Origin of the sequence: Sulfurovum iocasae (genome assembly GCF_047716765.1) — a bacterium.
Taxonomy (GTDB): Bacteria; Campylobacterota; Campylobacteria; order Campylobacterales; family Sulfurovaceae; genus Sulfurovum.
The window spans coordinates 1,365,214-1,386,603 of record NZ_CP180410.1 but is presented as its reverse complement, the minus strand read 5'-3'; the positions used below and the strand labels follow the sequence as shown (position 1 = coordinate 1,386,603).

Annotated in this window: 24 protein-coding genes and 1 riboswitch; of the genes, 12 read left to right on the top strand and 12 right to left on the bottom strand. The window is 36.9% G+C overall.

From position 1 onward, the window contains the following. Positions 1-36 precede the first annotated feature (36 nt). Together ACLHDG_RS06825 and ACLHDG_RS06820 are read left to right on the top strand one after the other, a co-directional pair. Positions 37-1,410, top strand: coding sequence for a DUF1566 domain-containing protein (locus ACLHDG_RS06825; protein ID WP_415408258.1), 1,374 nt, complete (start codon positions 37-39; stop codon positions 1,408-1,410). 1 nt (position 1,411) lies between these two features. Continuing rightward, positions 1,412-2,560 (top strand): hypothetical protein, encoded by a 1,149-nt coding sequence (locus ACLHDG_RS06820; RefSeq protein ID WP_415408257.1) that lies wholly within the window; start codon positions 1,412-1,414, stop codon positions 2,558-2,560. A gap of 136 nt (positions 2,561-2,696) precedes the next feature. Here the strand turns inward: ACLHDG_RS06820 and ACLHDG_RS06815 are convergent, their stop codons facing one another. Further along, a complete protein-coding gene (locus tag ACLHDG_RS06815; RefSeq protein ID WP_415408256.1) occupies positions 2,697-3,338 on the bottom strand; it encodes an isochorismatase family protein in 642 nt (213 codons plus the stop codon). Positions 3,339-3,834: 496 nt separating this feature from the next. On the opposite strand from ACLHDG_RS06815, the gene ACLHDG_RS06810 reads away from it, so the two are divergent. Next, positions 3,835-4,350, top strand: a complete 516-nt coding sequence (locus ACLHDG_RS06810) for a hypothetical protein (RefSeq protein ID WP_415408255.1) — start codon at positions 3,835-3,837, stop codon at positions 4,348-4,350. Positions 4,351-4,534: 184 nt separating this feature from the next. Here ACLHDG_RS06810 and ACLHDG_RS06805 read toward each other — a convergent pair whose 3' ends face one another. Continuing rightward, entirely contained in the window at positions 4,535-5,194 is a 660-nt protein-coding gene (locus ACLHDG_RS06805; protein ID WP_415408254.1) for a porin family protein, read from the bottom strand. 325 nt (positions 5,195-5,519) lie between these two features. Here ACLHDG_RS06805 and ACLHDG_RS06800 point away from each other — a divergent pair, with 325 nt between their 5' ends. The 3 genes from ACLHDG_RS06800 (at position 5,520) to ACLHDG_RS06790 (ending at position 7,737) form a co-directional block, all read left to right on the top strand. Continuing rightward, positions 5,520-5,894 (top strand): hypothetical protein, encoded by a 375-nt coding sequence (locus ACLHDG_RS06800; RefSeq protein WP_415408253.1) that lies wholly within the window; start codon positions 5,520-5,522, stop codon positions 5,892-5,894. Between the two features lie 132 nt (positions 5,895-6,026). Next, complete coding sequence (locus tag ACLHDG_RS06795; RefSeq protein WP_415408252.1) at positions 6,027-6,593, top strand: site-specific integrase; 567 nt, start codon at positions 6,027-6,029, stop codon at positions 6,591-6,593. 235 nt (positions 6,594-6,828) lie between these two features. Continuing rightward, positions 6,829-7,737 carry a metallophosphoesterase family protein gene (locus ACLHDG_RS06790; protein WP_415408251.1) on the top strand — a complete coding sequence of 303 codons (909 nt, stop codon included), beginning with the start codon at positions 6,829-6,831 and terminating at the stop codon, positions 7,735-7,737. Positions 7,738-7,790: 53 nt separating this feature from the next. Here the strand turns inward: ACLHDG_RS06790 and ACLHDG_RS06785 are convergent, their stop codons facing one another. Both ACLHDG_RS06785 and ACLHDG_RS06780 read right to left on the bottom strand, forming a co-directional pair. Next, positions 7,791-7,895, bottom strand: coding sequence for a hypothetical protein (locus ACLHDG_RS06785; protein WP_415408332.1), 105 nt, complete (start codon positions 7,893-7,895; stop codon positions 7,791-7,793). A gap of 113 nt (positions 7,896-8,008) precedes the next feature. Beyond that, positions 8,009-8,308, bottom strand: a complete 300-nt coding sequence (locus tag ACLHDG_RS06780; protein WP_415408349.1) for a hypothetical protein — start codon at positions 8,306-8,308, stop codon at positions 8,009-8,011. A gap of 305 nt (positions 8,309-8,613) precedes the next feature. Between ACLHDG_RS06780 and ACLHDG_RS06775 the strand changes: the two genes are divergently transcribed. Beyond that, on the top strand, positions 8,614-8,904 hold the full coding sequence (locus ACLHDG_RS06775; protein WP_415408250.1) for a DUF4282 domain-containing protein: 291 nt from the start codon (positions 8,614-8,616) through the stop codon (positions 8,902-8,904). Between the two features lie 11 nt (positions 8,905-8,915). Further along, entirely contained in the window at positions 8,916-10,016 is a 1,101-nt protein-coding gene (locus tag ACLHDG_RS06770; RefSeq protein ID WP_415408249.1) for a hypothetical protein, read from the top strand. A gap of 343 nt (positions 10,017-10,359) precedes the next feature. On the opposite strand, the gene ACLHDG_RS06765 is transcribed toward ACLHDG_RS06770, so the two are convergent. From ACLHDG_RS06765 to ACLHDG_RS06730, 8 genes are all read right to left on the bottom strand, one after another. Then, positions 10,360-10,641 carry a hypothetical protein gene (locus tag ACLHDG_RS06765; RefSeq protein WP_415408248.1) on the bottom strand — a complete coding sequence of 94 codons (282 nt, stop codon included), beginning with the start codon at positions 10,639-10,641 and terminating at the stop codon, positions 10,360-10,362. Beyond that, positions 10,631-10,834, bottom strand: a complete 204-nt coding sequence (locus ACLHDG_RS06760) for a hypothetical protein (RefSeq protein ID WP_415408247.1) — start codon at positions 10,832-10,834, stop codon at positions 10,631-10,633. The genes ACLHDG_RS06765 and ACLHDG_RS06760 overlap by 11 nt, the downstream gene beginning before the upstream one ends. 63 nt (positions 10,835-10,897) lie before the next feature. Beyond that, positions 10,898-11,350 (bottom strand): hypothetical protein, encoded by a 453-nt coding sequence (locus tag ACLHDG_RS06755; protein WP_415408246.1) that lies wholly within the window; start codon positions 11,348-11,350, stop codon positions 10,898-10,900. Further along, on the bottom strand, positions 11,350-12,909 hold the full coding sequence (locus ACLHDG_RS06750; RefSeq protein WP_415408245.1) for a hypothetical protein: 1,560 nt from the start codon (positions 12,907-12,909) through the stop codon (positions 11,350-11,352). The genes ACLHDG_RS06755 and ACLHDG_RS06750 overlap by 1 nt, the downstream gene beginning before the upstream one ends. Positions 12,910-12,957: 48 nt before the next feature. Continuing rightward, positions 12,958-13,230 (bottom strand): hypothetical protein, encoded by a 273-nt coding sequence (locus tag ACLHDG_RS06745; protein ID WP_415408244.1) that lies wholly within the window; start codon positions 13,228-13,230, stop codon positions 12,958-12,960. Between the two features lie 116 nt (positions 13,231-13,346). Continuing rightward, entirely contained in the window at positions 13,347-13,856 is a 510-nt protein-coding gene (locus ACLHDG_RS06740; protein WP_415408243.1) for a hypothetical protein, read from the bottom strand. Then, on the bottom strand, positions 13,853-15,013 hold the full coding sequence (locus tag ACLHDG_RS06735; protein ID WP_415408242.1) for a tyrosine-type recombinase/integrase: 1,161 nt from the start codon (positions 15,011-15,013) through the stop codon (positions 13,853-13,855). The genes ACLHDG_RS06740 and ACLHDG_RS06735 overlap by 4 nt, the downstream gene beginning before the upstream one ends. Before the next feature lie 392 nt (positions 15,014-15,405). Continuing rightward, positions 15,406-16,353 carry a DUF4382 domain-containing protein gene (locus ACLHDG_RS06730; protein WP_415408241.1) on the bottom strand — a complete coding sequence of 316 codons (948 nt, stop codon included), beginning with the start codon at positions 16,351-16,353 and terminating at the stop codon, positions 15,406-15,408. Between the two features lie 49 nt (positions 16,354-16,402). Further along, a riboswitch (cyclic di-GMP riboswitch) is annotated at positions 16,403-16,482 on the bottom strand. A 212-nt stretch (positions 16,483-16,694) separates the two neighbouring features. Between ACLHDG_RS06730 and ACLHDG_RS06725 the strand changes: the two genes are divergently transcribed. The 4 genes from ACLHDG_RS06725 to ACLHDG_RS06710 all read left to right on the top strand — a co-directional run bounded on the left by ACLHDG_RS06725 (position 16,695) and on the right by ACLHDG_RS06710 (position 21,388). Continuing rightward, positions 16,695-18,314, top strand: a complete 1,620-nt coding sequence (locus ACLHDG_RS06725; protein WP_415408240.1) for a phospholipase D family protein — start codon at positions 16,695-16,697, stop codon at positions 18,312-18,314. Positions 18,315-18,544: 230 nt separating this feature from the next. Continuing rightward, on the top strand, positions 18,545-19,009 hold the full coding sequence (locus ACLHDG_RS06720; protein WP_415408239.1) for an FHA domain-containing protein: 465 nt from the start codon (positions 18,545-18,547) through the stop codon (positions 19,007-19,009). Between the two features lie 26 nt (positions 19,010-19,035). After that, the gene (locus tag ACLHDG_RS06715; RefSeq protein ID WP_415408238.1) at positions 19,036-20,748 is read left to right on the top strand and encodes a diguanylate cyclase domain-containing protein; all 1,713 of its coding nucleotides are present in this window, start codon (positions 19,036-19,038) and stop codon (positions 20,746-20,748) included. A gap of 142 nt (positions 20,749-20,890) precedes the next feature. Beyond that, entirely contained in the window at positions 20,891-21,388 is a 498-nt protein-coding gene (locus ACLHDG_RS06710) for a hypothetical protein (protein WP_415408237.1), read from the top strand. The last annotated feature ends 2 nt before the right edge of the window (positions 21,389-21,390 follow it).

The window sequence follows — 21,390 nt, the reverse complement described above, 5'->3', positions numbered from 1 at the left end:
ATTTTACTTTTTGATTTCTTTAAGCAAGGATAGAAAATGAAAAATATACTTGGTAAAGCATTGGTACTGTCATTAAGTGCAGTTGCCCTCTCCTTTTTAGCACCGACAAGCTTAATGGCTGATAAGCCTGATACAGTAGTAAAGCCCCCTCATCCACCAAAACCACCGCACCCACCAAAACCTATACCACCAGGAAAAAATATTCCACCAGTTGCTGATGCCGGGGCAGACCAAATTGTCAGAATGGGTGAGACAGTGACACTGGATGGATCAGGTAGTATTGATCTTGATGGAGAGATCATCGCTTACAAGTGGGAAGAAGATGGTGTAGAGCTGAGTACGGATATAAGCTTTGACAAGTCCGACTTCTGGCTTGGTACACACATAATTACATTGACGGTAACAGACAATAAGAGAGCTACTGCATCAGACAGTGTGTCTATTGCAGTCAATCTTACAACACCACCACCAGAAATAAATACTCCACTCAAAACAGGACAGTTTAAGAGTTATGATATAGATGGTAATGTCGTGACAGACGGCAGCATTAAAGATGATGGATATTACCAGACAGGAAAAGCACGCAGTTGGAGCCGTAAAGTGGATGTGGTCATAGACAATGCTACGGGTCTGGAGTGGCAAGACTACACTTATAGCATCCAAAAGCCTTGGCTGACGCAAGACAACTACGATAATTACAACTGGTATGATACTTCTGGAGATACAGCAGCGACTTACTGTACAGACCTTGCACTGGATGGCGGCGGTTGGCGACTACCTACAATACAGGAACTTGGGACACTGATAGATTACTATCAAGCCGATCCCAGTGTCACCCCAGGGATTTTTAACTACATCTACTTATCTCGCTATTGGTCGTCTACTACCTATATTGGCGCTGAACAGTACGCGTGGTACGTGAGCTTCGACTATGGCTTGACAAATGGCTATGATAAGTTCAGTAACTACTATGTTCGTTGTGTGCGGGGTGGACAATTAGAACCTTCAAATTTCAGCCGAAATAATGAGACTGAAATTGTCACTGACAGTACAAGTGGACTTCAGTGGCAAGATGACAGTGCCGCAAATACTACAACTGGAAATTGGATAGAAGGGATCAACTACTGTGAGAATACACTCGAACTAGGTGGTTACACTGATTGGCGCCTTCCAAACAAGAATGAACTGCTCTCTATCGTAGACTATACCCAGTTCAATCCTGCCATCGATCCCATTTTTCAAAATACTCAACATAACTACTCGACGTACTATTGGTCATCTACTACCTATGTTGACGATGAGGAGTACGCGTGGACTGTGAACTTCTATATTGGTTACTCAGATGAGATATACGACGCAGATAAGTCTGATGACCTTAATTATGTGCGTTGTGTGCGAGGAGGACAATAAGATGAAAAGAGGAAATCTTTTCTTAGTTGTACTAACAGTACTTTTAATCACAACCTATAGCAATGCGTCAGCTGCCAATTCTCCATTACAAGTTGGCTGGGCGATCGGTCATGATGTAACAAGCGGTACTGCCGTGATCCTACATACCAAGAATGGGGGAAAGAAATGGGTGGTGCAGGGTGACAATGCCAAGTGGAAGGGGTGTAATGGTAATGACATCAGTGCCGTAGACAAACATACCGCTTGGGCGGCATTAGGTTCCAGCACACCAGATGGAAGTGGAAAGATCCTGCATACCACCAATGGCGGCGTGACTTGGATTGAGCAGACACTTCCGGAGGGTGTGCAAGGTGGCATCAAAAACATTAAAGGCTTGACTCACCTTGAAGCATGGGCGGCCAGCCTCGAAGGGACGGTACTGCACACGACTGACGGTGGTGAGGTATGGAGTATCGTGGAGCATCCAGATTTTGAAATCGGACGGGTCAATCGCATGGATGCAATCGGTTACAGGGATGTGCGTGATACCGATCGTTCAGGCAAAAATACGGGCAAGATTCACGCTAATGTTTGGATTGCCGATGAAGAAGGTGATGATAATGGGCACTTGGGCATGATTCACACTCTTTACAATGGTGATATATGGAGGCAGGAATACCTGCCTCCTACAAATAACACGTATTTTATGGTGCATATGGTCAGTGCTTATTCAGCACGAGTAGTCTGGGCTGCCACATGGGGAAGTGGCGCCTTGTTCCGTACACTAGATGGTGGAGAAAATTGGAAAATCGAAACAGAAGTAGGACCGAATGATATTGATGATATGTGCGCTTATGGTGCCGATGCACTTTGGTTCGTGCAATTTCAGGCTTCTGCATCAGGTGCTGGGCATATTTACCATCTGCGTCTGGAGGATGGAGAAGTTGAGATCGATGATTTCACTCCCGACCTAAATTACAAGTATGAGGGCTTGACATGTGTCAATGACCAAGTAGCAGTGGTGGTAGGAAACACAAGTTCGAATGATCCGACACTTCAGAGAGGGATTATTTCGGCCACGAATGACGGAGGCCAGACTTGGGAGAACCAACCCCTTCCTGTAGACGATGTCTACATCTGGAAGGTTTCGTTTGTGGGAGCTCGCCGATAGCAAGAGGAATAATCAGGGACAGGAGAGACATTGGACTTTGCTTGTACCAATTTTATGAACTGAACAATGAAGGAAAAATAAAATCTGGGCTTGTTTATATAAAGTTTTTTGATCGCTTAAGTTTTACTGGGTCTATTCATGGCGTATGCTCATTAAATTCCTGAATGATGTTTTCTGCAGTACGAACATCACCAAAAAAATTGTAGGTGTTTGACAATGTATTTTCCAATACTGCATCGTTGATTGCAGTAATACCATCAGAAACCAATATGACTTCATAATCAAGCTGCATAGCATCTCGCAGTGTTGATTCAACACAAACATTTGCAGCAATTCCTGCTATCAACAGCTGATTTTTTTTGAGCTTCTCTAACAGGTTATGCAGTTCAGGTGGATCTGAGAGGAATGCACTGTATCGGTTTTTAAAAATAATATGGTCCTGAACGCTGTCAAAATGTATCGCAGCATAAATCTCAGTACCTTTATCAAGGTTTATAGTATTGTTCATGTGGTTTTTATCGTGAAAAAGCTTAAAGAGCCCACTGTCATCTTGTAGATTGGTCATAGTCAAGTTATGTCGTACCCAGATAACCGGGATGTGAAGCTCCCTGCAAAAATCAGCCAACTTATTGATCTGTTGTATAACCGTATTAATATGTGGTAAAGGATCTCTGCCTATAGGTACGCAAGAGAAATTTTGCATATCAATAATCACAAAAGCTGCTTTTTGCGCATTGAGTAAGAACAAATTTTCAGGGCGCTTCCATTGTTTGATCATAGCAACTCCTTTGATAAGAAGATATTTTGTACTAATATTCGTATAGTTGTTTTTCTAAAAGCATACGATTTTTATATCTCAACATATGCGTTATGGTAACAGACCCCTCTAATAATTTAGCTGAGTTTTTTTTGCCTATTCCCTCCCCATCCTAGATGGTGCGGAGCATGATTTTAATTTTTTTCCTCTAATGGGAATGGCAAAGAAAAGCACATCTAAACTATAAACACGATGAACCATATGGAAATAGAAAAATTAAAGAGTATCATAATATTTCAGCCCATAGATATCATTGCAGAAAATAAAATACAAATCTTTAGCATTCAGAACTTCAATAAAATTATCTACTAAGTAATATTATATATACTTCTTAATGGGTTAATTTTTAAAACCTTATAATGAGTACTTTTTCACAGACTCAAGTGCTGGCGGTGGTGTCGCAATAGGAGATATCAGCAATAATGACATACCTGATTTGGTTTTTTATAATATTTCTGTGAATCCTGATGGGCTCAATAAAGGTAAACTCGTGATAGCACTGGATCTAAACAGTACTACGGGTATTATGACTAACGCAACAACTATACCGTGGGAAGGCGTCGATGATACCCTTACTTCCAGTGAAAATAAGGGTGGTGGTGTCAGCCTGGCAGATATAGACGGCAATGGTCAACTGGACTTGATTAGCTACTTTATCACAAACCTTGGCAATACTAATCCCAATCATGCTTATTACCGTATAGGCTGGAATCTATCTTTAGTTGGTTGGAAGCATCAGCCTACTTCATGGACTCGTCACAGGGCGAATACAGATGTCGGAAATATAACCAGGTTCGGCGGTATGACTATAGGAGATATCGACGGTAGCGGCAGACCGGACCTGATTGTGGCTAGCGTAATGGACACCCATCCCAACCAGTTTAGGTACGCCGTAGCGCACAATCTCAGCAAAGAGGGAAATCTTGTGACTCAGCACATGGATGAGAACGGAACCCTTGTTCCCGGAAATTAATGATCGGGTTGCGCACTCTGCAATGGTCTTTCATGATCAGCTAGCTATAGATAAATAAAGTAGCTAGCATCCATCACCTCTTCATGATCGTAGTGTATTATACATACGACTGGAGAGTTTAAAGTATATGAAGAAAGAAAAAGAAGTACATCTACCAAGCCAAAAGGCTTAGAAGAGTGGAAGATTAAAACTTGTAAGTTACACCAACATTGATTGAATCAGCAATAACAGCTACATCGTCTGGAACACCAGTCTGAGTATCATAATCAAAACCATCATCATCGTAAATTCTTGAATAATCTACAAATATACTTATATTATCATTCACAGTGTAGCTGGTACCAAGACCCCATTGAAAACTATTTTCTGAAAATTCAGTTCTATGAACATCCCCAGCACCAAGAACATCCAAAGTCACCTGCCCATATCCAAGCAAACCATAAAGAGTCACTTCTCCCATTGGATACATCGGCTTAAGGTAAATAGCAATATTTGATATATCTACTTTAGTATCCTCTATTTCTACCCCATCAGCTTCTATGTCTAAATCACCTGTTTTAGAGTATCTACCTTCTACAGCAATATATTTATTGAAGTTGTACCCTGCAAGTACAGTAAAAGTATTTCCTGTATAGTCCTCCTCATCCTGTTCATAGTGATCATATTTATCTTTCATATTCATATTCATATAAGAATAACCTAAACCTACATAAAAACCACTATCATCAGCAACAGGTGCTACTACTTCTACCACTGGCTCAACTACTGGTTGAATATCTCCACCTGCTATTGCAAATATACTCATTGCCATTACAGCTGCTAGCGAAAGTGTAAACTTTTTCATACTATCCTCCTTCTTGGTTTTAGATAACTTCATTTTAACATTAAGATTGTGTCGAAATGGTTAATTGCAAGAATGAAAAACAGGTGCTCCATCACTACAACACAAAAAACACCAGCATAACAACCGTAGCTAAAACCCCATAGCTATACCAAAAAATATCGACTTATATACTCCGGGATTAAGCTCCCATTTAAACCCATTTCAGGATAATGTAAATAAGAATATCTTAAAAAAAGAAGTAATTATGCAAAGAATATTTTTTTCAAGTATCCTTACTATGGCTCTCTTATTCATAGTTGGTTGCAATAATGATAACGACGATCCCATGTCGCGGTCTGGAAAAGTGACTTTCCCTGATAACGTTTACCAGAATATAACATGGTCAGATGAAGAATTTAATAAAAATATAGCCATACGACATCTTTATGCTTCTGAGTATTCAAGTGCTCTCCTAATTCGTCTTAAAGGAGATGAAATACCCCATTACTATGATTATCATGACCTGACTGTCACAGCCATTAGTGGGAAACACACTCTCCATTTTCCAGATCATAACGTTTCGTTAGAACCAGGAGATGTTGCCTTCATTCCTAAAGGCACCCTGCATTGGGCTGAAAATAATGACCCTGTTGCCAGCATTGTTTTTGCAGTGTTTTCACCTGTTTATACGGGTGATGACAGGCATGATGTAGAAGAGTGATTTTGTATGTAACTGTGAAAACCTTATAATCTAACATATTTTATAAGGTTATCCGCTGTAGCGACGTTTGTAGACCATAAATATGTACCCTCCTATAGAAAACCTTATAAAATGTGCTATATAGGTTTTATAATGAAAACTATAAAAGAAAACATAAACTCAAAAGAGTTTAAAAAACTAATGATTTACACTAGAGGGAGAGAGGATCTTAGACGAAATACAAAAAAGAATCTACTGAGAACTTTTGTCTTTCTGTATTACACAGGTGCTAGGTTAAATGAGCTGCAGACACTTAAAGTCAAAGATGTTAAAAAGTTACTTGAAAAAAGAGAATTATTTCTTTTTACACAAAAGACAAATTCCCAACGAAAACTATATCTATCTTCTCGCTTCAAACATGATTTATTAAATCTAGATTTAGAAGAAGATGAAGAGAATAAACTCATACAGCGTGCTGGATACCCCAAAAGTTCAATGAACCCTATAAGCTATATCACTATAGTTAACAAGTTCATAAAAGAGACATTGGGACCAAACTATACCTCTCATAGCTTTAGACAGGGACTGCTGACTGAAATGGCAGCCAAGGGTATCAATGTTCAGATCATGGCAAAATTTGTTGGACATAGTTCTTTCAAGACAACATTAAACTATGTTACACCAACAGATGAGATGGTTATGTCTTCACTTGTTAGATAATATGGATTGAATCTTATAAACTATTATCGGGTCTTGTTTTTCTTGCAACAAGGGTATATTTTAGTGAAAAAACAAGACTCAAAAACAGAGCTATCTCGACTAACCTTATAAAATATGTTAGATTATAAGGTTTTGGATTATCCATAAACTGTATAGAGTCTTTTCTATGAAATATTAATAAATGATACAATAAAAAATAACTATTTTAAATTTTAGAGGTACTTTTATGGATAATTTGTTTCGAAAATATCTTATCTTTCTATCAACTCTTATTCTTACCGGATGTGTATCTGTGCAAAACGGCAGTTTTCAGGAAGCAAAAGCACATTTTTCCAAGAGACAGTTTCTGGTCTGGATGCTTTCAGACATACAGCCTAAGACCACTCTTGATCGCAATGTCTTTGAAGCAGCAGTTGCAGATGTAAATGAAAATATTGGATCCGTAGATATGGGCATTATGGCAGGGGATCTTCTTAAATCAAGAAGTCATGATGATGATTTTAATTGGTTTATTGAAACAAGAAACAAGGCAAATGTCACAGATTGGTATCAGATTGCAGGAAATCATGATGTACGTTCAGGACCAATATTCTACAAATATTTCCCTCAAGCTCAATATTATGCTGTGAAATATGGTAACTTGTTATTTCTCTTTTTGTCTGATCAATCCGTCGCCTCTCGCACAGATATTTCCGATGATACATTTTTATGGTGGAAAGATATGGTAGAGAGTAACAGGAAAAAGATTATTATAACTGTTAGCCACGCCCAACTCAAAAAAAGTGGTCTCACCGGGTCTATTAAAAGTAGGGTTATCCACAACTCTAAGAGATTTGAGAAAGTACTGCAACAAGAGAAGGTCGCTTTGTGGGTCTCTGGGCACAATCATTTACCACAGGTGATTTCTGGCCCAGCAACTTCTAACAAGGATCTTGGTGGCACATTCTTTGTCAATGTGGGCTCAATTAGTGATGAATTATTTTTAGACAGTGAATCACGATTCTTCTATTTCCATGGTGATTCTGATGTGGTTTGGATACGCTCTCGAAACCATAGTAAGCGGTTGTTTAATACTGATCTTGATATTCAGATACCACTTGGAAGATCATTTTCGTTGAGCAGTGGCAAATCACAGGTTTTCTAAGTTACGGTATATACTTATTTATCAAAATTGGTTTAATATGACTCTAATATAGATTACATATCTAGTGGACTGGATACTTTCCCTTTATTCATCTCTGCGATGACATGTGTGTAAACCATTGTAGTCTCTATAGATTTATGTCCAAGTAACTCTTGAATTGAACGCAGATCAATGCCACTCTTTATAAAAGATGTATAGCATATGAGTGTCTAAATAGTCAACCCTGAAAAACCAATTCCAACCATTGACTACAATTCTACTATCCTTTATTCTACCACACCCTAAACCAAAGTAGATAAAGATCAGTATATTTCTGTCTCTCTTTGGCTTCTATTTTGCATAAAGCAATACCAAGAAATAAAATTCTGTATAAAAAAAGCACTGTAAAGAAGTTATTCATCCACTTCTTGAGGTTGAATGCAACTGCTGCCATTAGAAGATTGATCTGATCTCCAATAAATCCTTTCAGATAGTTCCTCTGCATCCTGTGGTCTGATTTCTCTTGTTCCCACGTTGTACGTGGGAACGCATATAGGAGCTTTATTAGTAAGATACATTTGATTTGAATCATTTATCAATGTATGGGTTACCACGTGCAACAAACCAGTAAACAGTATATTAAAAATTTTTTGTATGAAGACCTTATAAGATATATAACTTTATAAGGTTTTCGTTCTTGTTTTAGAATTTCTATATGTCGCTGTAGCGATAAACATTATAAGATATGTTAGATCAATCAAAAAAGAGAAATTAAAATCTATGAAAATTAGTTTATGAATTAATACTCTAAAGAACTACCTAAATATGGTAGTCTTTACCTTATAAACCACCTAAATACACGTCTGTCTCGTCTATCACACCAAGACGGGAAGGCTCGTGGTAGCTTTACCAACTCCCTCCCTTCTCCTTCTTATCTACTGTGTCGGTGCGGTTTTTATTCCCATATTGAGTTGGTATCTTGCCAAGTGGATCAAAAATTCTTATTTTTCTGAAATATCCACTACAATAGAAGAAGATGTTAAAATCGGTATGACCTTCAATCAACGTTTAATTGTGACAATCATTTTTTTCCTCTGTTTCCTTTGTATGGAAATAGTTTGGCGAGTAATGTTTGAGTTTTTTATTGCTTATTTTGATATGCATGATGCATTAATGAAATTAACTTAGGGATTTTGTAGATGAATATTAGTAGGGGAATCATTATACTGGTACTGTTATCATCTGCTGTGTATGCAGATAATAGTTCTGAAGTTGACAGGAACACCAGTACTCAGAGCACACAAGATGAGTTTAACTATATAGATGACACACATAGAAGCATATCAGGAACAGTGGTTGAATGGGCCGACAAAATAGATACAAAAATCAGTTCTTGGTTGGGAAATATGGAAGATAATTCAACTCGGGTTACGCCTAGAGTATTAGATGCTTCTAGCACTTCTTTGGAAAATCAAGTAAAATTGGCAGATGCGTTTTTTCAAAGTAACAAGTATTTAAATGAGACTGAAGATATTTACATACGGGTACGCACAGGAGCTACTTTTGAGTCAAAATATTCTGAAGACTATGAATTCAAACTCAGTGCACAGATCCCCTTTAGTAAAAGTAAGAAATATTTAAAGATCTTTATTAATGATGTTACAGTTGACAATACGAAAGGCGTATTAGCCGGGGATTTAGATGATGATAAAGTGGATCCTAATCTAGGGATCAACTATTTTGCACCTGAAAAATATGGTATAAATTCCAAATATGCACTTGGGTTATCAGGTACAGATCCTTTTGTAAGTGCTCGATATAATATGCCTATAAAAACAAATGAGTGGCTAATAGATCCTGTACAGATATTTAGATATTCTCTTGATGATGAATTTGAAGAAGAGACAAATATTTATTTTGATAGACAATTTAAAGAGCGATCACTCTTTAGGTTACAGCTTCACAGAAAAACACAAGAGATCTTAGATGGTATGGATTATGCTTTATCACTTCAATATTATTGGAGTAATAAAGAAAAGACAGGTCTTGGTTTTTCTCAAACATTTTTCGGTAATACAGAATATCATTACACTATAGATAAATTTGCTCCAATACCTCAAATTGAAACCTTTGGTGGTATTAATAATTATGTGACTGCGTTCACGTGGAGGGCAAATATCTGGCGTGATTGGTTTTATTATGAAGTACGTCCTTCGGTAAACTTTCATATAGAGAATGATTATAAACCAAATTATGCAGTTCGACTCATTTTTGATTTCTATTTTGGACAATATCATTAAGTCTGATTTTTGCATATAATATTGTCGTAAATCAAGCCCAAGCTTTATCGAACCATGGTTGAGGTGCTCTATAGAGTCTAAGAAGTACAAACTTCACTTTAGAATTGAAAACCTTATAAAATATATAACTTTATAAGGTTTTCATACTCCTATTTTTTTGAATTAAATCTAACTTTCCAAAACTGATTAATATATAAGAGTTATTTGATTATATGGCTAACTATAGTTAAATTTAACAAAAAATTTTCATAATTAGATCTACCATATCTCGACCACTGTCTGGGTCAATATTTATGTAACGAAGTGTTTGTTTTATGTCTTTATGATTGAGTAATTTATTATATTAGGCTATATGTAGAATCTCTACGTCTTCCTCTTTGTCTTCTACAGGAAGATAGACAACATAAGTATGCCCATTATATTTAATATACTCTTCTACTTCTTCAATACTCATTGCATCACCTGTGCTATCATTAGTCAAATAATAATCAGCATCAATAATGGTGTCGATACCATCATTTATGCTTCTTTTTTTATTCTCAAAGTAAATGATAACACCTGGTACTTTAGCATTTCCACTTATGGTTTCAAGCTTTTTAACTCTACTTTCTAATCTATTTGCCATTGCAGTTTTCCTCTGTTACTTCACGATAAAAGTCGGCTAGCGTAAGTGTAATAGGGTTAAAAGGTTCATTCGTCCAATAGCTTTCACACACAGAGTCATCATACCATGCGCCCCACGGTATGACTAATCTCATCTTGCCTGCTGTTGATATCTGTTCGAGTTTCTTAACACGATTCTCTAATCTATTTGCCATTTTTTGCTTCCTGCAATTTAGTGAGTCTCTTTTCAAACTTGTTCACTCTGAGTTTTCGGCTCATTACTTTTTCTCCTCTAATGCACTGATACGTTCTTCAAGTTCACCCACTTCTTTAGACTTAATGTAAGACTCCAGGAACCCTATAAGGTACTTGCCTTTTTCCTCTGACAAATCACCTGCTGCTACATCTTCGTATATTTTTGTAATACGTTCAGTTGCTTCTATAATACTTTTGGGTTTTGTGGTCGAGTATTTAGGATTGAATACCCCTAAAGATTTTGCCAAAAAGATAGTTGAAGCACTTGAAGTGTCTGCTTCTGATCGTGCAAACAGATCACTTAATACTTTTTCTTTTGCAGTTGCATGACCTCTCTTTATAGCTTGTATTATATGTATGTCTTTATAGGCTTTAGACTGTGATATTCCTATAGCATCACAACACATAGTGATATTATAACCCTTCGCTGCAAGTGCTTCTAACTCTTCTAAATCTACTTCTATTTTCTTTGCCATTATATTTCCTTGTCAATTATGATTTTAAATCCGGTGGACTCAAAGATAGTTGCTTCTATAACATTTGTAGAAACATCCATTTTTGAATACACTGCATCATGTACTTCAATACCATCTGTTAAAACTGTAAGCATTGCTTTTCTGATCAATCTTTCGTAGTACGTCCACACAAAAAAGTACACTGATGCTTTACCTCTTGCAAGTGCTTGGCTATCTTCTGCATTTACACTAAACCAATCTATATCCTCGGGTAGTTTCTTTTTACTTTGTGCTTGTGACTGCTGTAATATCTGTGGATTATGTTTTGCGGTATGTGCTAAAACTTTCCTTCTTAATCGGTCACTCTCTTCTTGGAACTTCCTATAAGAATGATGCTTATCAATCCCACTAACACCACCATTTGCAAACGCTGTTAGTTTTGCTTTCACATCTGCTATAGGAATGTTTAAAGATGTGCTTATATCTTCACGTAACGCCCTCTTAAAGCTAATATCTTTTGAATAACGGGTAAGTAGTGGATAATCATCTTCTGTTGCTTGGATTAGCTGTAGTGAAATCGTTTGTAATGCACAACTCATGTCATAGTTTAGGTAGCCTAATACTTTTCTCTCAAATGATCGTAGTCTGGTGAAGACGTTGTAGCTTCTACCTAATGTTGGGTTGGTTGGTGAATGGTGGTTAAGTGAAACAATAAAGTTACCATTTTCAAAACCTATGCTATTAGTGATTATATGAAGCATTGACGATAAGCATAGCTGTTGGACTTGCTTAAACGGTAAGATCAAGGGTTTTAGGTACCAATGGTATGTTGATTTATTAAGTGTATCTTGGAGTGTCGCAATAATACGGGCACATTTGCTACTATATGTTACCATGTTAGTGCGACATATTAAGCCGTTACCTAAATGTGCAAAATTGACCTTTTCATTCGAAATTTTGTCAAACAAGACGGTTACAGCTTCGGCTAAAATATCGTCCATAAGTTTGGTTGTCTTCCATAGCTTTGACGTATGACCTGCATAATACCCACCTTTGCGTATAAACAATTTATCAATCCACGCTATCTTGTTGTGATATGACATATTTTTAACTGCTTTGCTATGAGCTTGTATCGGGGTACCCTTTGCACTATGCTTGCGTGACTTGATAGCTACCGTTAGCTTCACAATATCACAGCCCGACGCTTTAATAGCAGTGGCTTTTTGTAAATGCCCTAATTGCCCGTAACGGTACTTCAATAAATAACCTACGATTGCACCTAGTGCTGTTCTTGCATTTTGTGTGCCTTTCAGATAATAGTCAATGCTTCTGTTGTAATACCACGTTAGATTATTGTCGCTTGGTGGTGGTGCAGTCCGATAGTATGCTTCTATCTTTTCACTATTACGTTGTAGATACCTACGTGATACACCCGTAACTTCTGCAAGTTCTGTTTTGGGTGTTACACTATACGCTTGATCTAAGCGTTTAATGCACCGAATGTATCGCTGCACCTTTTCATTCAATGGTTTTATTTGTGCTGATAATGGTTGTTTATTATCAGTCGCACGGTAATTCAATTACGTATGTTTGCAAGGATATTACACCTTGCAACCCTCACGTTTATTTTATACTGTTACGACTGTTTGTGCTGCTAAATATTCAGCTACATCACGTAAAGAAAAAAGTACACGTGCGTTTCGTTGGTGTCCAATCTTTCGGTAGTTTGGTACTCCATAACCTTTTGCTATATAATTATCCACCCCACTTACACTGCAGCCTATAATTTCAGCATATTGCCTCTTGTTCACATTAACTTTGTACCCTGCTGCTTGAAGTTCTTCATATATGCTTTGTGCTGTTGGGTTTGTGAGTGTGATTGTTTTTGTTTGAGTTTCCATGTGGTTATTCTCCTTTATTTGAATAACCTATTTTAATGTAGAAAATGAGTGATTTTATCGTGAAAACACCCCTTTGAATGGCGTGTTTTCAGAGGGTACTGAAAATATGAGTTGAGTTAAAACGTGAAGAGTTTTGAAAGTGTATCTAAGTCCTTTTTGTATGGTTCTCTATTTTGGGATATAACAATCATAGCATCTTTGATGAAGCTACGAAGCTTAGTTGCCCTTGTGGTATTTGTACCAACTGTGATCAGTTCACTTTCTACATAATCAGCTATAGCCTTTGCCTGCTTCTTTGCTGATACTGTAGCACCTTGTTTTACTGCACTATGTATCCTTGCTATGTGTTCACGTGCTTCGTCAATAAAGCCATGCTGATAAAGTCTATCCCGCAATGATTTAATATCCTTTAGTAGTTGTGGGTGTGTTCGTTCAGGGTGATTTTCTGCTTTCCCATCCATACTTTTTATTAGAACAATGAGTGCATGACATACGATATAAAGTTCATCAGTAGTACGAATGTCAAGGCTATATCCTTCTTTTCGTTTACTATCATCTCTATCATGCAGATCATACCAAACTTGATACGCTATTTCATCTAATGTGTTTGTTCCGAATAAACTCATTGGTAAAGCCCTTTCACGGCTTCGATACCTTGATCAGGTGTAAGCTTTGCGTATCTAAGTGTCATTTCTATTTTTACATGGTTCATTAGTTTTTGAATGGTGTATATTGGAGTACCTTTAATAGCAAGGTGTGAAGCAAATGTATGCCGTAATGTATGGATAACTACACGGTTTTTCCTATCCGTAACATCAAGCCCTTTGTTAAATAGCCTGTTTAGTATCGGTCTTAGCTTCCACCCCACTTTACTCATCGTTATAGGTTCTTTTCCTCCACCTATAAGATGATCATCTTCTTTCAATGCTTTTAAATATGTTGTTAATTGTTCTTTGAGTGCATCATCAAGGTAACCGTTATAAGTTTTGTTTCCTTTAAAATCTTTCAGCGATACGGTATTACGTGCAAGATCAAAATCTTTCTTTCTAATATTCAAGATAGCCGCTGCTCTTGCACCTGTTCTAAGTGCCATCTTTACAAATAGATCAAGCTGTTCATCATCTTTAACGGAATTCAGTAGAGTATTAATCTCTTTAGTATCAAGGTATCTTTCTCTTTTATCATCTGCTTTAGCACGACTAACATGAGTACAAGGGTTAATAATATTTAGTTTATAGTGCTTAATGTTGTAGTTGATAATAGCTGATAAGAGATTGATGATACCGTTTATAGTGTTTGGGGCTTTGCTTTTGGCTTCAAGTTGCTTTCTAAGCTTGATTATATCCTCACTCTCAATGGAATTTACATTTCTATGCCCCAATGCAGGCTTGATATGCTTCTTATACTTCAACTCTAAATTGTTTTTAGATGGTGTATATGGCTTATCATCAAAGTACTTTTGCCTAATATCATCAAGTGTTGTTATATCTTTCTTTTTTTGCTTTTCAATTTGTGGGGGTAGCTCTCCATTTTTTGCAAGTGTTATAAACTCACTGCGTTTTGTTTTGCAATATGCTTCACGTATGCCCTCTGAATATTTACCTAATGTAACCAATCTCTCTTTGCCATTATCACGGTAACGGATAATATAAACTTTATCAATGATCTTAGTCTTGATCTTTCCGTGATCATCAATGGTGGTTTGCTGCACTTCTTTATAATAAATACCGCTGTGCTTGGTAGGTATTCGTTTTGATAGTGTTTTGGTTGATGTGCTACTCATATTTTACCCTTTGCTACTAAGGTTTAGTCCTCATTTAGTCCTCACTAAAACAAGAAGCTTTGCAATAGTATAGCAAACTTTAGAATATAAGTAAAGCAATTTATCTTCGGTGTATAGGGGGCTTGATAGATATTTGCAAAACTTTAAGAAACTATATAAACACTATATAAAAAAACTGTCTATATCTATATGTAGGAACAAAGAAGAAACCTTGTATTGATATTTGACTAATTATATCCGGCTTTGAGCAAAAAAGTAAAAAAGATGACAAATTGTCATAATTTTATTATTGAAGTATTTTAAGTAGAGTAGAAAATAGAGACTGGGGAACCAGCCTTATTGATTTATCGATATGTACTCCAGGCTGCATATATGCAGCCTGGAACATAAAACTAAGGTGTAGGTTTTGTAATAGTCAGCTCAACTGGTGTGCCCTCTGCTTTGAAGACTTCGACATCATATTCCACATCGGCAACCCCAGCATAGTTACCATCATCATAATATGCAGTTACAAGATCATAGAACCCTGCTCCCAGGAAGGCCAACGTAAAATTCCCTTCACTCATATTAACTTCACCGCTGGTAACAGCTTTTAGAAAATCTTCTGGTTCACCTACTTCATCATAGATATTCTCTTTATAAGCATAAACAACCAAAGAATCTGTAGCATTGTAGTCCGCTACATTAAGCACTGTTCCATTTATCCAACCTGTAAGTTCAGTAACAACCAATCGGATAACAGGTTTCAATATATATTTGTCTCCTGCAACAACGATCGATCTACTTGCATCCCAATCTGCTGTTATAGATACATTGGCATCTTTTGTTATATAAAATTCACCTATGCCTTTATAACCACTTTGTCCCCCACTCGGTACAAACAAGGGTTTCGTTTCTGATACACCACCCTCTACAAGTGTTATATTACAGTCTGGATTACTTTTGACCTCTCCCTCGTTCTTCGGAATAGCCAACATAAAGCGGATCTGTGTATAGTGCCCTGCCGGTAATTCAAAATCTCCAAGAGGAAGTGAATTGCCATCCTTAAGATCAAGCAGGTTGAATGTCTGAGGAACAAAATTATTATCTTTAAAATCATTAACATCGGCCCACTCGCCATCACTTAGATGATATTCAATGCCAATAACAGCGATATTGACTTCTGTTGCAACCTTGCCGTCCAACTTTTTCGACATAGGTGCATCAGTGATACTGAGTGACAGGATGCCGGTTTCCACATTTGCAGAAGGTGTAGAAGAACTGCTTCCTCCACATCCGGAGATGAGTGTGATCATTGTTAACGATAGTACAATGCCTATCAGTTTATGAAATCCTTTCATAAATATCCTTAATATAATTGCATGTTGCTCAAAAGAAGTATAAATTCATTTTGGTAGCCTGGCGATCTTAGTAAACCAAGACCCATAGCTTTCCGTCCTTGCTTCACAACAAGTTTGGCACAACAAAATAATTTTGAATTAAATACTATTTGTGGTATCCGCAAATAGTATTTAAAAATATCTCTTGACTATAACGCTTTTATTATAGTTGATATTACATTAAATAAATCTTTTATAGTATACTCTGAGCTGGTTTTACTTCTTGCATTATCTCAATAAGAGCGATACCTCTAATTATTTTAGACTATAATAACACTTTATTCCTAATTCAGGTTCAAGCAATGAGAGGAGTTATTGTGTATCCCAAACAATATTTTATCTATCTTCTTAATATCATCATTACAGGAAGCATCATTCTTCTTCTCTCTGCCTGTAGTCATAGGACGGCACAGGCTCCAATACCCAAACAGGAAAGTGTGACAAAGTTACCTAAGGGTAAAGCACCACTCCTGAATTATCTGGAAAAAACCGATAAAAAACTTGCAAACAATTCTGCTTTTTATCCTCTCCCTCAACCTACTGACGCTTTTGCTGCGAGACTCTTTTTGATTGATAATGCTACAACGAGCTTGGATGTACAGTATTACATCTATAAGGATGATCGTATCGGTAAAGTTTTCACCGCACATCTTCTCTTGGCAGCTCAGAGAGGGGTTAAGGTACGTATCCTTATCGATGACATGATCACTTCAGGTAAAGATGAGGAATGGGAAAAACTTGCATTACACCCCAATATAGAACTACGCCTCTTTAACCCCAATCGACTCAGAACTTCTTTCCGCAATATCGCTCTGCTCCTTGATGTCAATCGTCTAGGAAGAAGAATGCATAACAAAGCCCTGGTAGCTGATGGTTCAGCCGCTATCATTGGTGGCAGGAATATTGGTAATGTCTATTTTGCCTCCAGTAAAGAGACACTCTTTATCGACTATGATGTACTGGTTACAGGTAAGGTTATCCCTGATATCTATAAGGCATTTGATATCTACTGGAACAGCAAAGAGTCAGTACCTTCCAAAGAGATCTTTCTCTACAACGATCCAAAAGCATACCTTGCTGCGAAAAAAGATCTTGAAGATGAGCTCAAGGCATTTAGCAAGAGTTCTATCGGGAAAGCTATCATCAAGTCTGACTTTAACCAAAAGATAGCCAAGAAGAAGCTCAAACTTATCGTGGCCAAGAGAACAGACCTTTATTATGATCATCCTAGCAAAGTCAATACAAGTGAAGAAGATAATTCGACCCATATTTCCTCACAGATCAGTGAAGACCTTAAACATGTTGAAAATGATCTAGTTATCATCTCTCCATACTTCATTCCCAGTGATAGGATGATGGCCAGACTCAAAATATTACGTGAGAGCGATGTCGAAGTTACTGTCATCACAAACTCTTTGGCTTCTACAGATGTTTTTCTTGTCTATGGTGGATATAAAGGCTACATTAAAGCATTGGTTGAGATGGGTGTCAAGCTCTATGAAGTCAAACCTCACAGTTTCAAAAAGTTCTTCAAAACAAAAAAATGGGCAAATCATCGTACTCTCTCTTTGCACACTAAAATGATGATTCTTGATAACAATAGGATGGGAATAGGCTCTGCCAATATGGACCCTCGCTCAGATAAGCTCAATACGGAAATATTCATGATCGTGAGTTCAGAAAAACTTGCCAAAGAGCAACGAGAGAGATTAGCTGAAGCAGTAAGTTTGAAGAATCTCTATAAACTCTCTTGGGGAGAACATCCCAAAGTATTTGATGAGGATGTAACACGTTATGGTCCTATTTGGCATACTATAGAAGAAGGTAAAGAAACAATTTACTATAGCCCTCCACATACAGGATTTTGGAAGAAAATAGGGACAAATATCTCTTCCTTCCTTCCCATTAAGGGTTATCTCTAGTTTACGCTTCAAGATCTTGATAGAGAAGCATCTTAGGATAGAAAAACTCTAGATCATTTTTATGAAAGTGGGAGTATATGAAAAATAGTATCAAGGAGAATAACGATATACTCACCATTATCACTGTGTTAAGTACTTAGCACAAAAAAGAGTTGGGTTTGGGTGTGAAACTGGAAAATTGATTAATTCTGATATAGATACTGAATAATAACGATAAGGAAGTAGATACAATGGAAGATAAACAAGCACTATTAAAGCATATAACTCCTCTAGCCGCCTTAAAAGCTATAACGCCTGAAGCGAGAAATACTATGGTTAAAAACTGTCTTGGCGATGAAATCATCGGTATTTGGAAATTTCCATTTCGAATTGGAAGAGAGTCCCGTGTAGAGAAGGTAGATGAGAAACTTGTTCTTTCTGAAAGAGATAAAATAAGTAAGGGAAAACCAAACAATGATATTTATCTTGTTGATAACGGACATTATCTACAAATATCCAGACAACATCTCCAAATTGAAAAAACCCAAACCGGTTATTTTGTAACTGATAGAGGAAGTGCTTGTGGTACTATTATTAATACTATAAAAATAGGTAGTGAGGACAGAGGCGGTACTTGCGAACTGAAAGATGGCGATATTATCACAGTCGGTGCAGAAGATTCTCCCTATCTATTTGAATTTGTCACCTTAAGCTAAAAGAAGATTCATGGGGAAAATAATTTATGAATAATATTAATCACAGCTGCACAGCTGAAATAGAACATCATAATGCCTTTGAAACCCTATTTGAAAATTCATTAGATGGTATATTGATCATAGAAGATGGAAACTTTGTTCTGTGTAACCAAACGATCATTGAAATGCTGGGTTACAATGGCAAAGAGGAACTCTTAAATCTTCACCCCTCTAAACTCTCTCCTGATTTTCAGCCTGACGGACGTAGATCATATGATAAAGCTGAAGAGATGATGCAACTTGCCGTAAACAATGGTAAACATCGTTTTGAATGGGTACATACTAAGGCAAATAATGAAGACTTTTTAGTAGAGGTCACACTCACCCCCATTACATTAAACAATCGTAACGTTATTCATGTCGTTTGGAAAGATATCTCCAAGGAAAAAGAAACACTTAAAGCCCTCAAAGCAAGTGAATTATCGAACCAACACTTAAAAGAGCGTATGGAGTTGGCGCTTTTGGGCTACAAAGCCGGTGTTTATGAATGGAATATGTTAGATAACAGTGCTTACTACTCTCCACAATGGAAGGAAATGATGGGGTATGATAAGGATTATGAACTTCCTGGTATCTTATCCACATGGAAAGATCGTGTCCACCCTAATGACATTGAAGCTATATTGTCAAATATTCAAGCAACGCTTGATGCTAAAGAAGAGCATATCGAAATAACACATCGCCTGAAACATGCAAATGGACAATGGATATGGATATTGGGTAGAGGAATAATACAATATGATCAAAATGGTAAAGCTTTCCGTATGGTGGGAATCCATACGGATATTACTGAACAAAAAGCCATACAACTTAAAGTTGACCAACAAGCACAGGTCATTGAACAGATCCATGACTCTGTAATATCAACTGACCTTGAAGGGTATATTAGAAGTTGGAATAGAGGTTCAGAAGTACTGCTTGGCTATAAATCCAGTGAAATGATAGGAAAACATATTAAGTCAATCTATTTAGAAGAAGATCATGAATCACTCAGAAAAAATATTGATATACTCATGCAAAAAGGTAAGTGTAAATCAGGGATACGTTTAGTCAAAAAATCTAAAAAAGTCATATTTACAGATCTGTCACTTTCTCTTCTGAAAGATGAAAAAGGAAAGCCTATAGGCACAATAAGTTATTCTCAGGATATTACTGAACGTAAAAAGGCTGAAGATAAACTACGTGAGCAAAAAGATATGTTGCATTATCAAGCACATCATGATTACCTTACCGGATTGCCTAATCGTATTCTCTTTAATGATCGATTGGAACAAGGGGTACAAAAGGCTTCACGCCAACAAACAAAATTGGCACTTTTATATATTGATCTTGACAATTTCAAAGAGATCAATGACTCACTGGGACATGATGTAGGAGATAAAGTACTTAAAGTAGTTGCTGAAGAGTTTAAGATCTGCATACGTAAAGCAGATACGTTAGCACGTTTAGGTGGTGATGAGTTTATGATTATTTTAGAAGATCTGAAAAAAGAAGAAGATGCCTCTTTATTGGCTCAAAAAATTTTAGATATCTCAAAAGAGCCTATTAAAGTAGGCAAACATACACTCCATGTTTCAGCCAGTATAGGTATCAGCCTTTATCCTTCAGATACAACTAATATCCTTGATCTTTTACAATACGCAGATATTGCAATGTATAAAGCCAAAGCCAAAGGGCGAAATAATTTTCAATTTTATTAATCAGATTTGGCAGACTCTGCCAAAGTTAAACGATACTATCAAACTACACTGGCTTTAAATATTGTACATAACGTCACAAAAGAGATATATATGTTTCCCTTCTTGAAAATATAATGTATAATAAGGAAATGGAGGGAAGAATATGATAAAGATATTTAAAAGCCTATTTGGTAAAAATAAGGAAGAAGAGTATGTTCCAGATCCTCCAGGCAGAACTTTTAAGAGAATTGAGACTGGAAGCTGTTTTGGTTGTGAGGACGTAAATGCAGATGAGAGTAGTATTACCAAAGCAAAACAGAGAAAGATAGACCAGATAACTGAACTGGAACTCATCCCGATGTTTACAAGATATTCTTACGAGGATACAAGCAAAAATAAAAGTATCACTCAAGCAGAAGAAAGTCATCCTGATCCAGAAGTATCTTCCGTCCATGTTGTATTCCAAAAAGAAGTATTTGCAGAAAAGTGGAACATGACCCATATTACTGAAATTTCATTCACCATTTATCGTTCAGACTTCGAGGAGTTTGAAAAAATGTCAGGGGTCAGCCTAAATGACGACTTCAGAGATTTATCATTTGAGGAAAACAGTGCTGCATACAAAGGAAAAGAGAGAAGAAAAGAGAAAAGAGAAGCATAGCC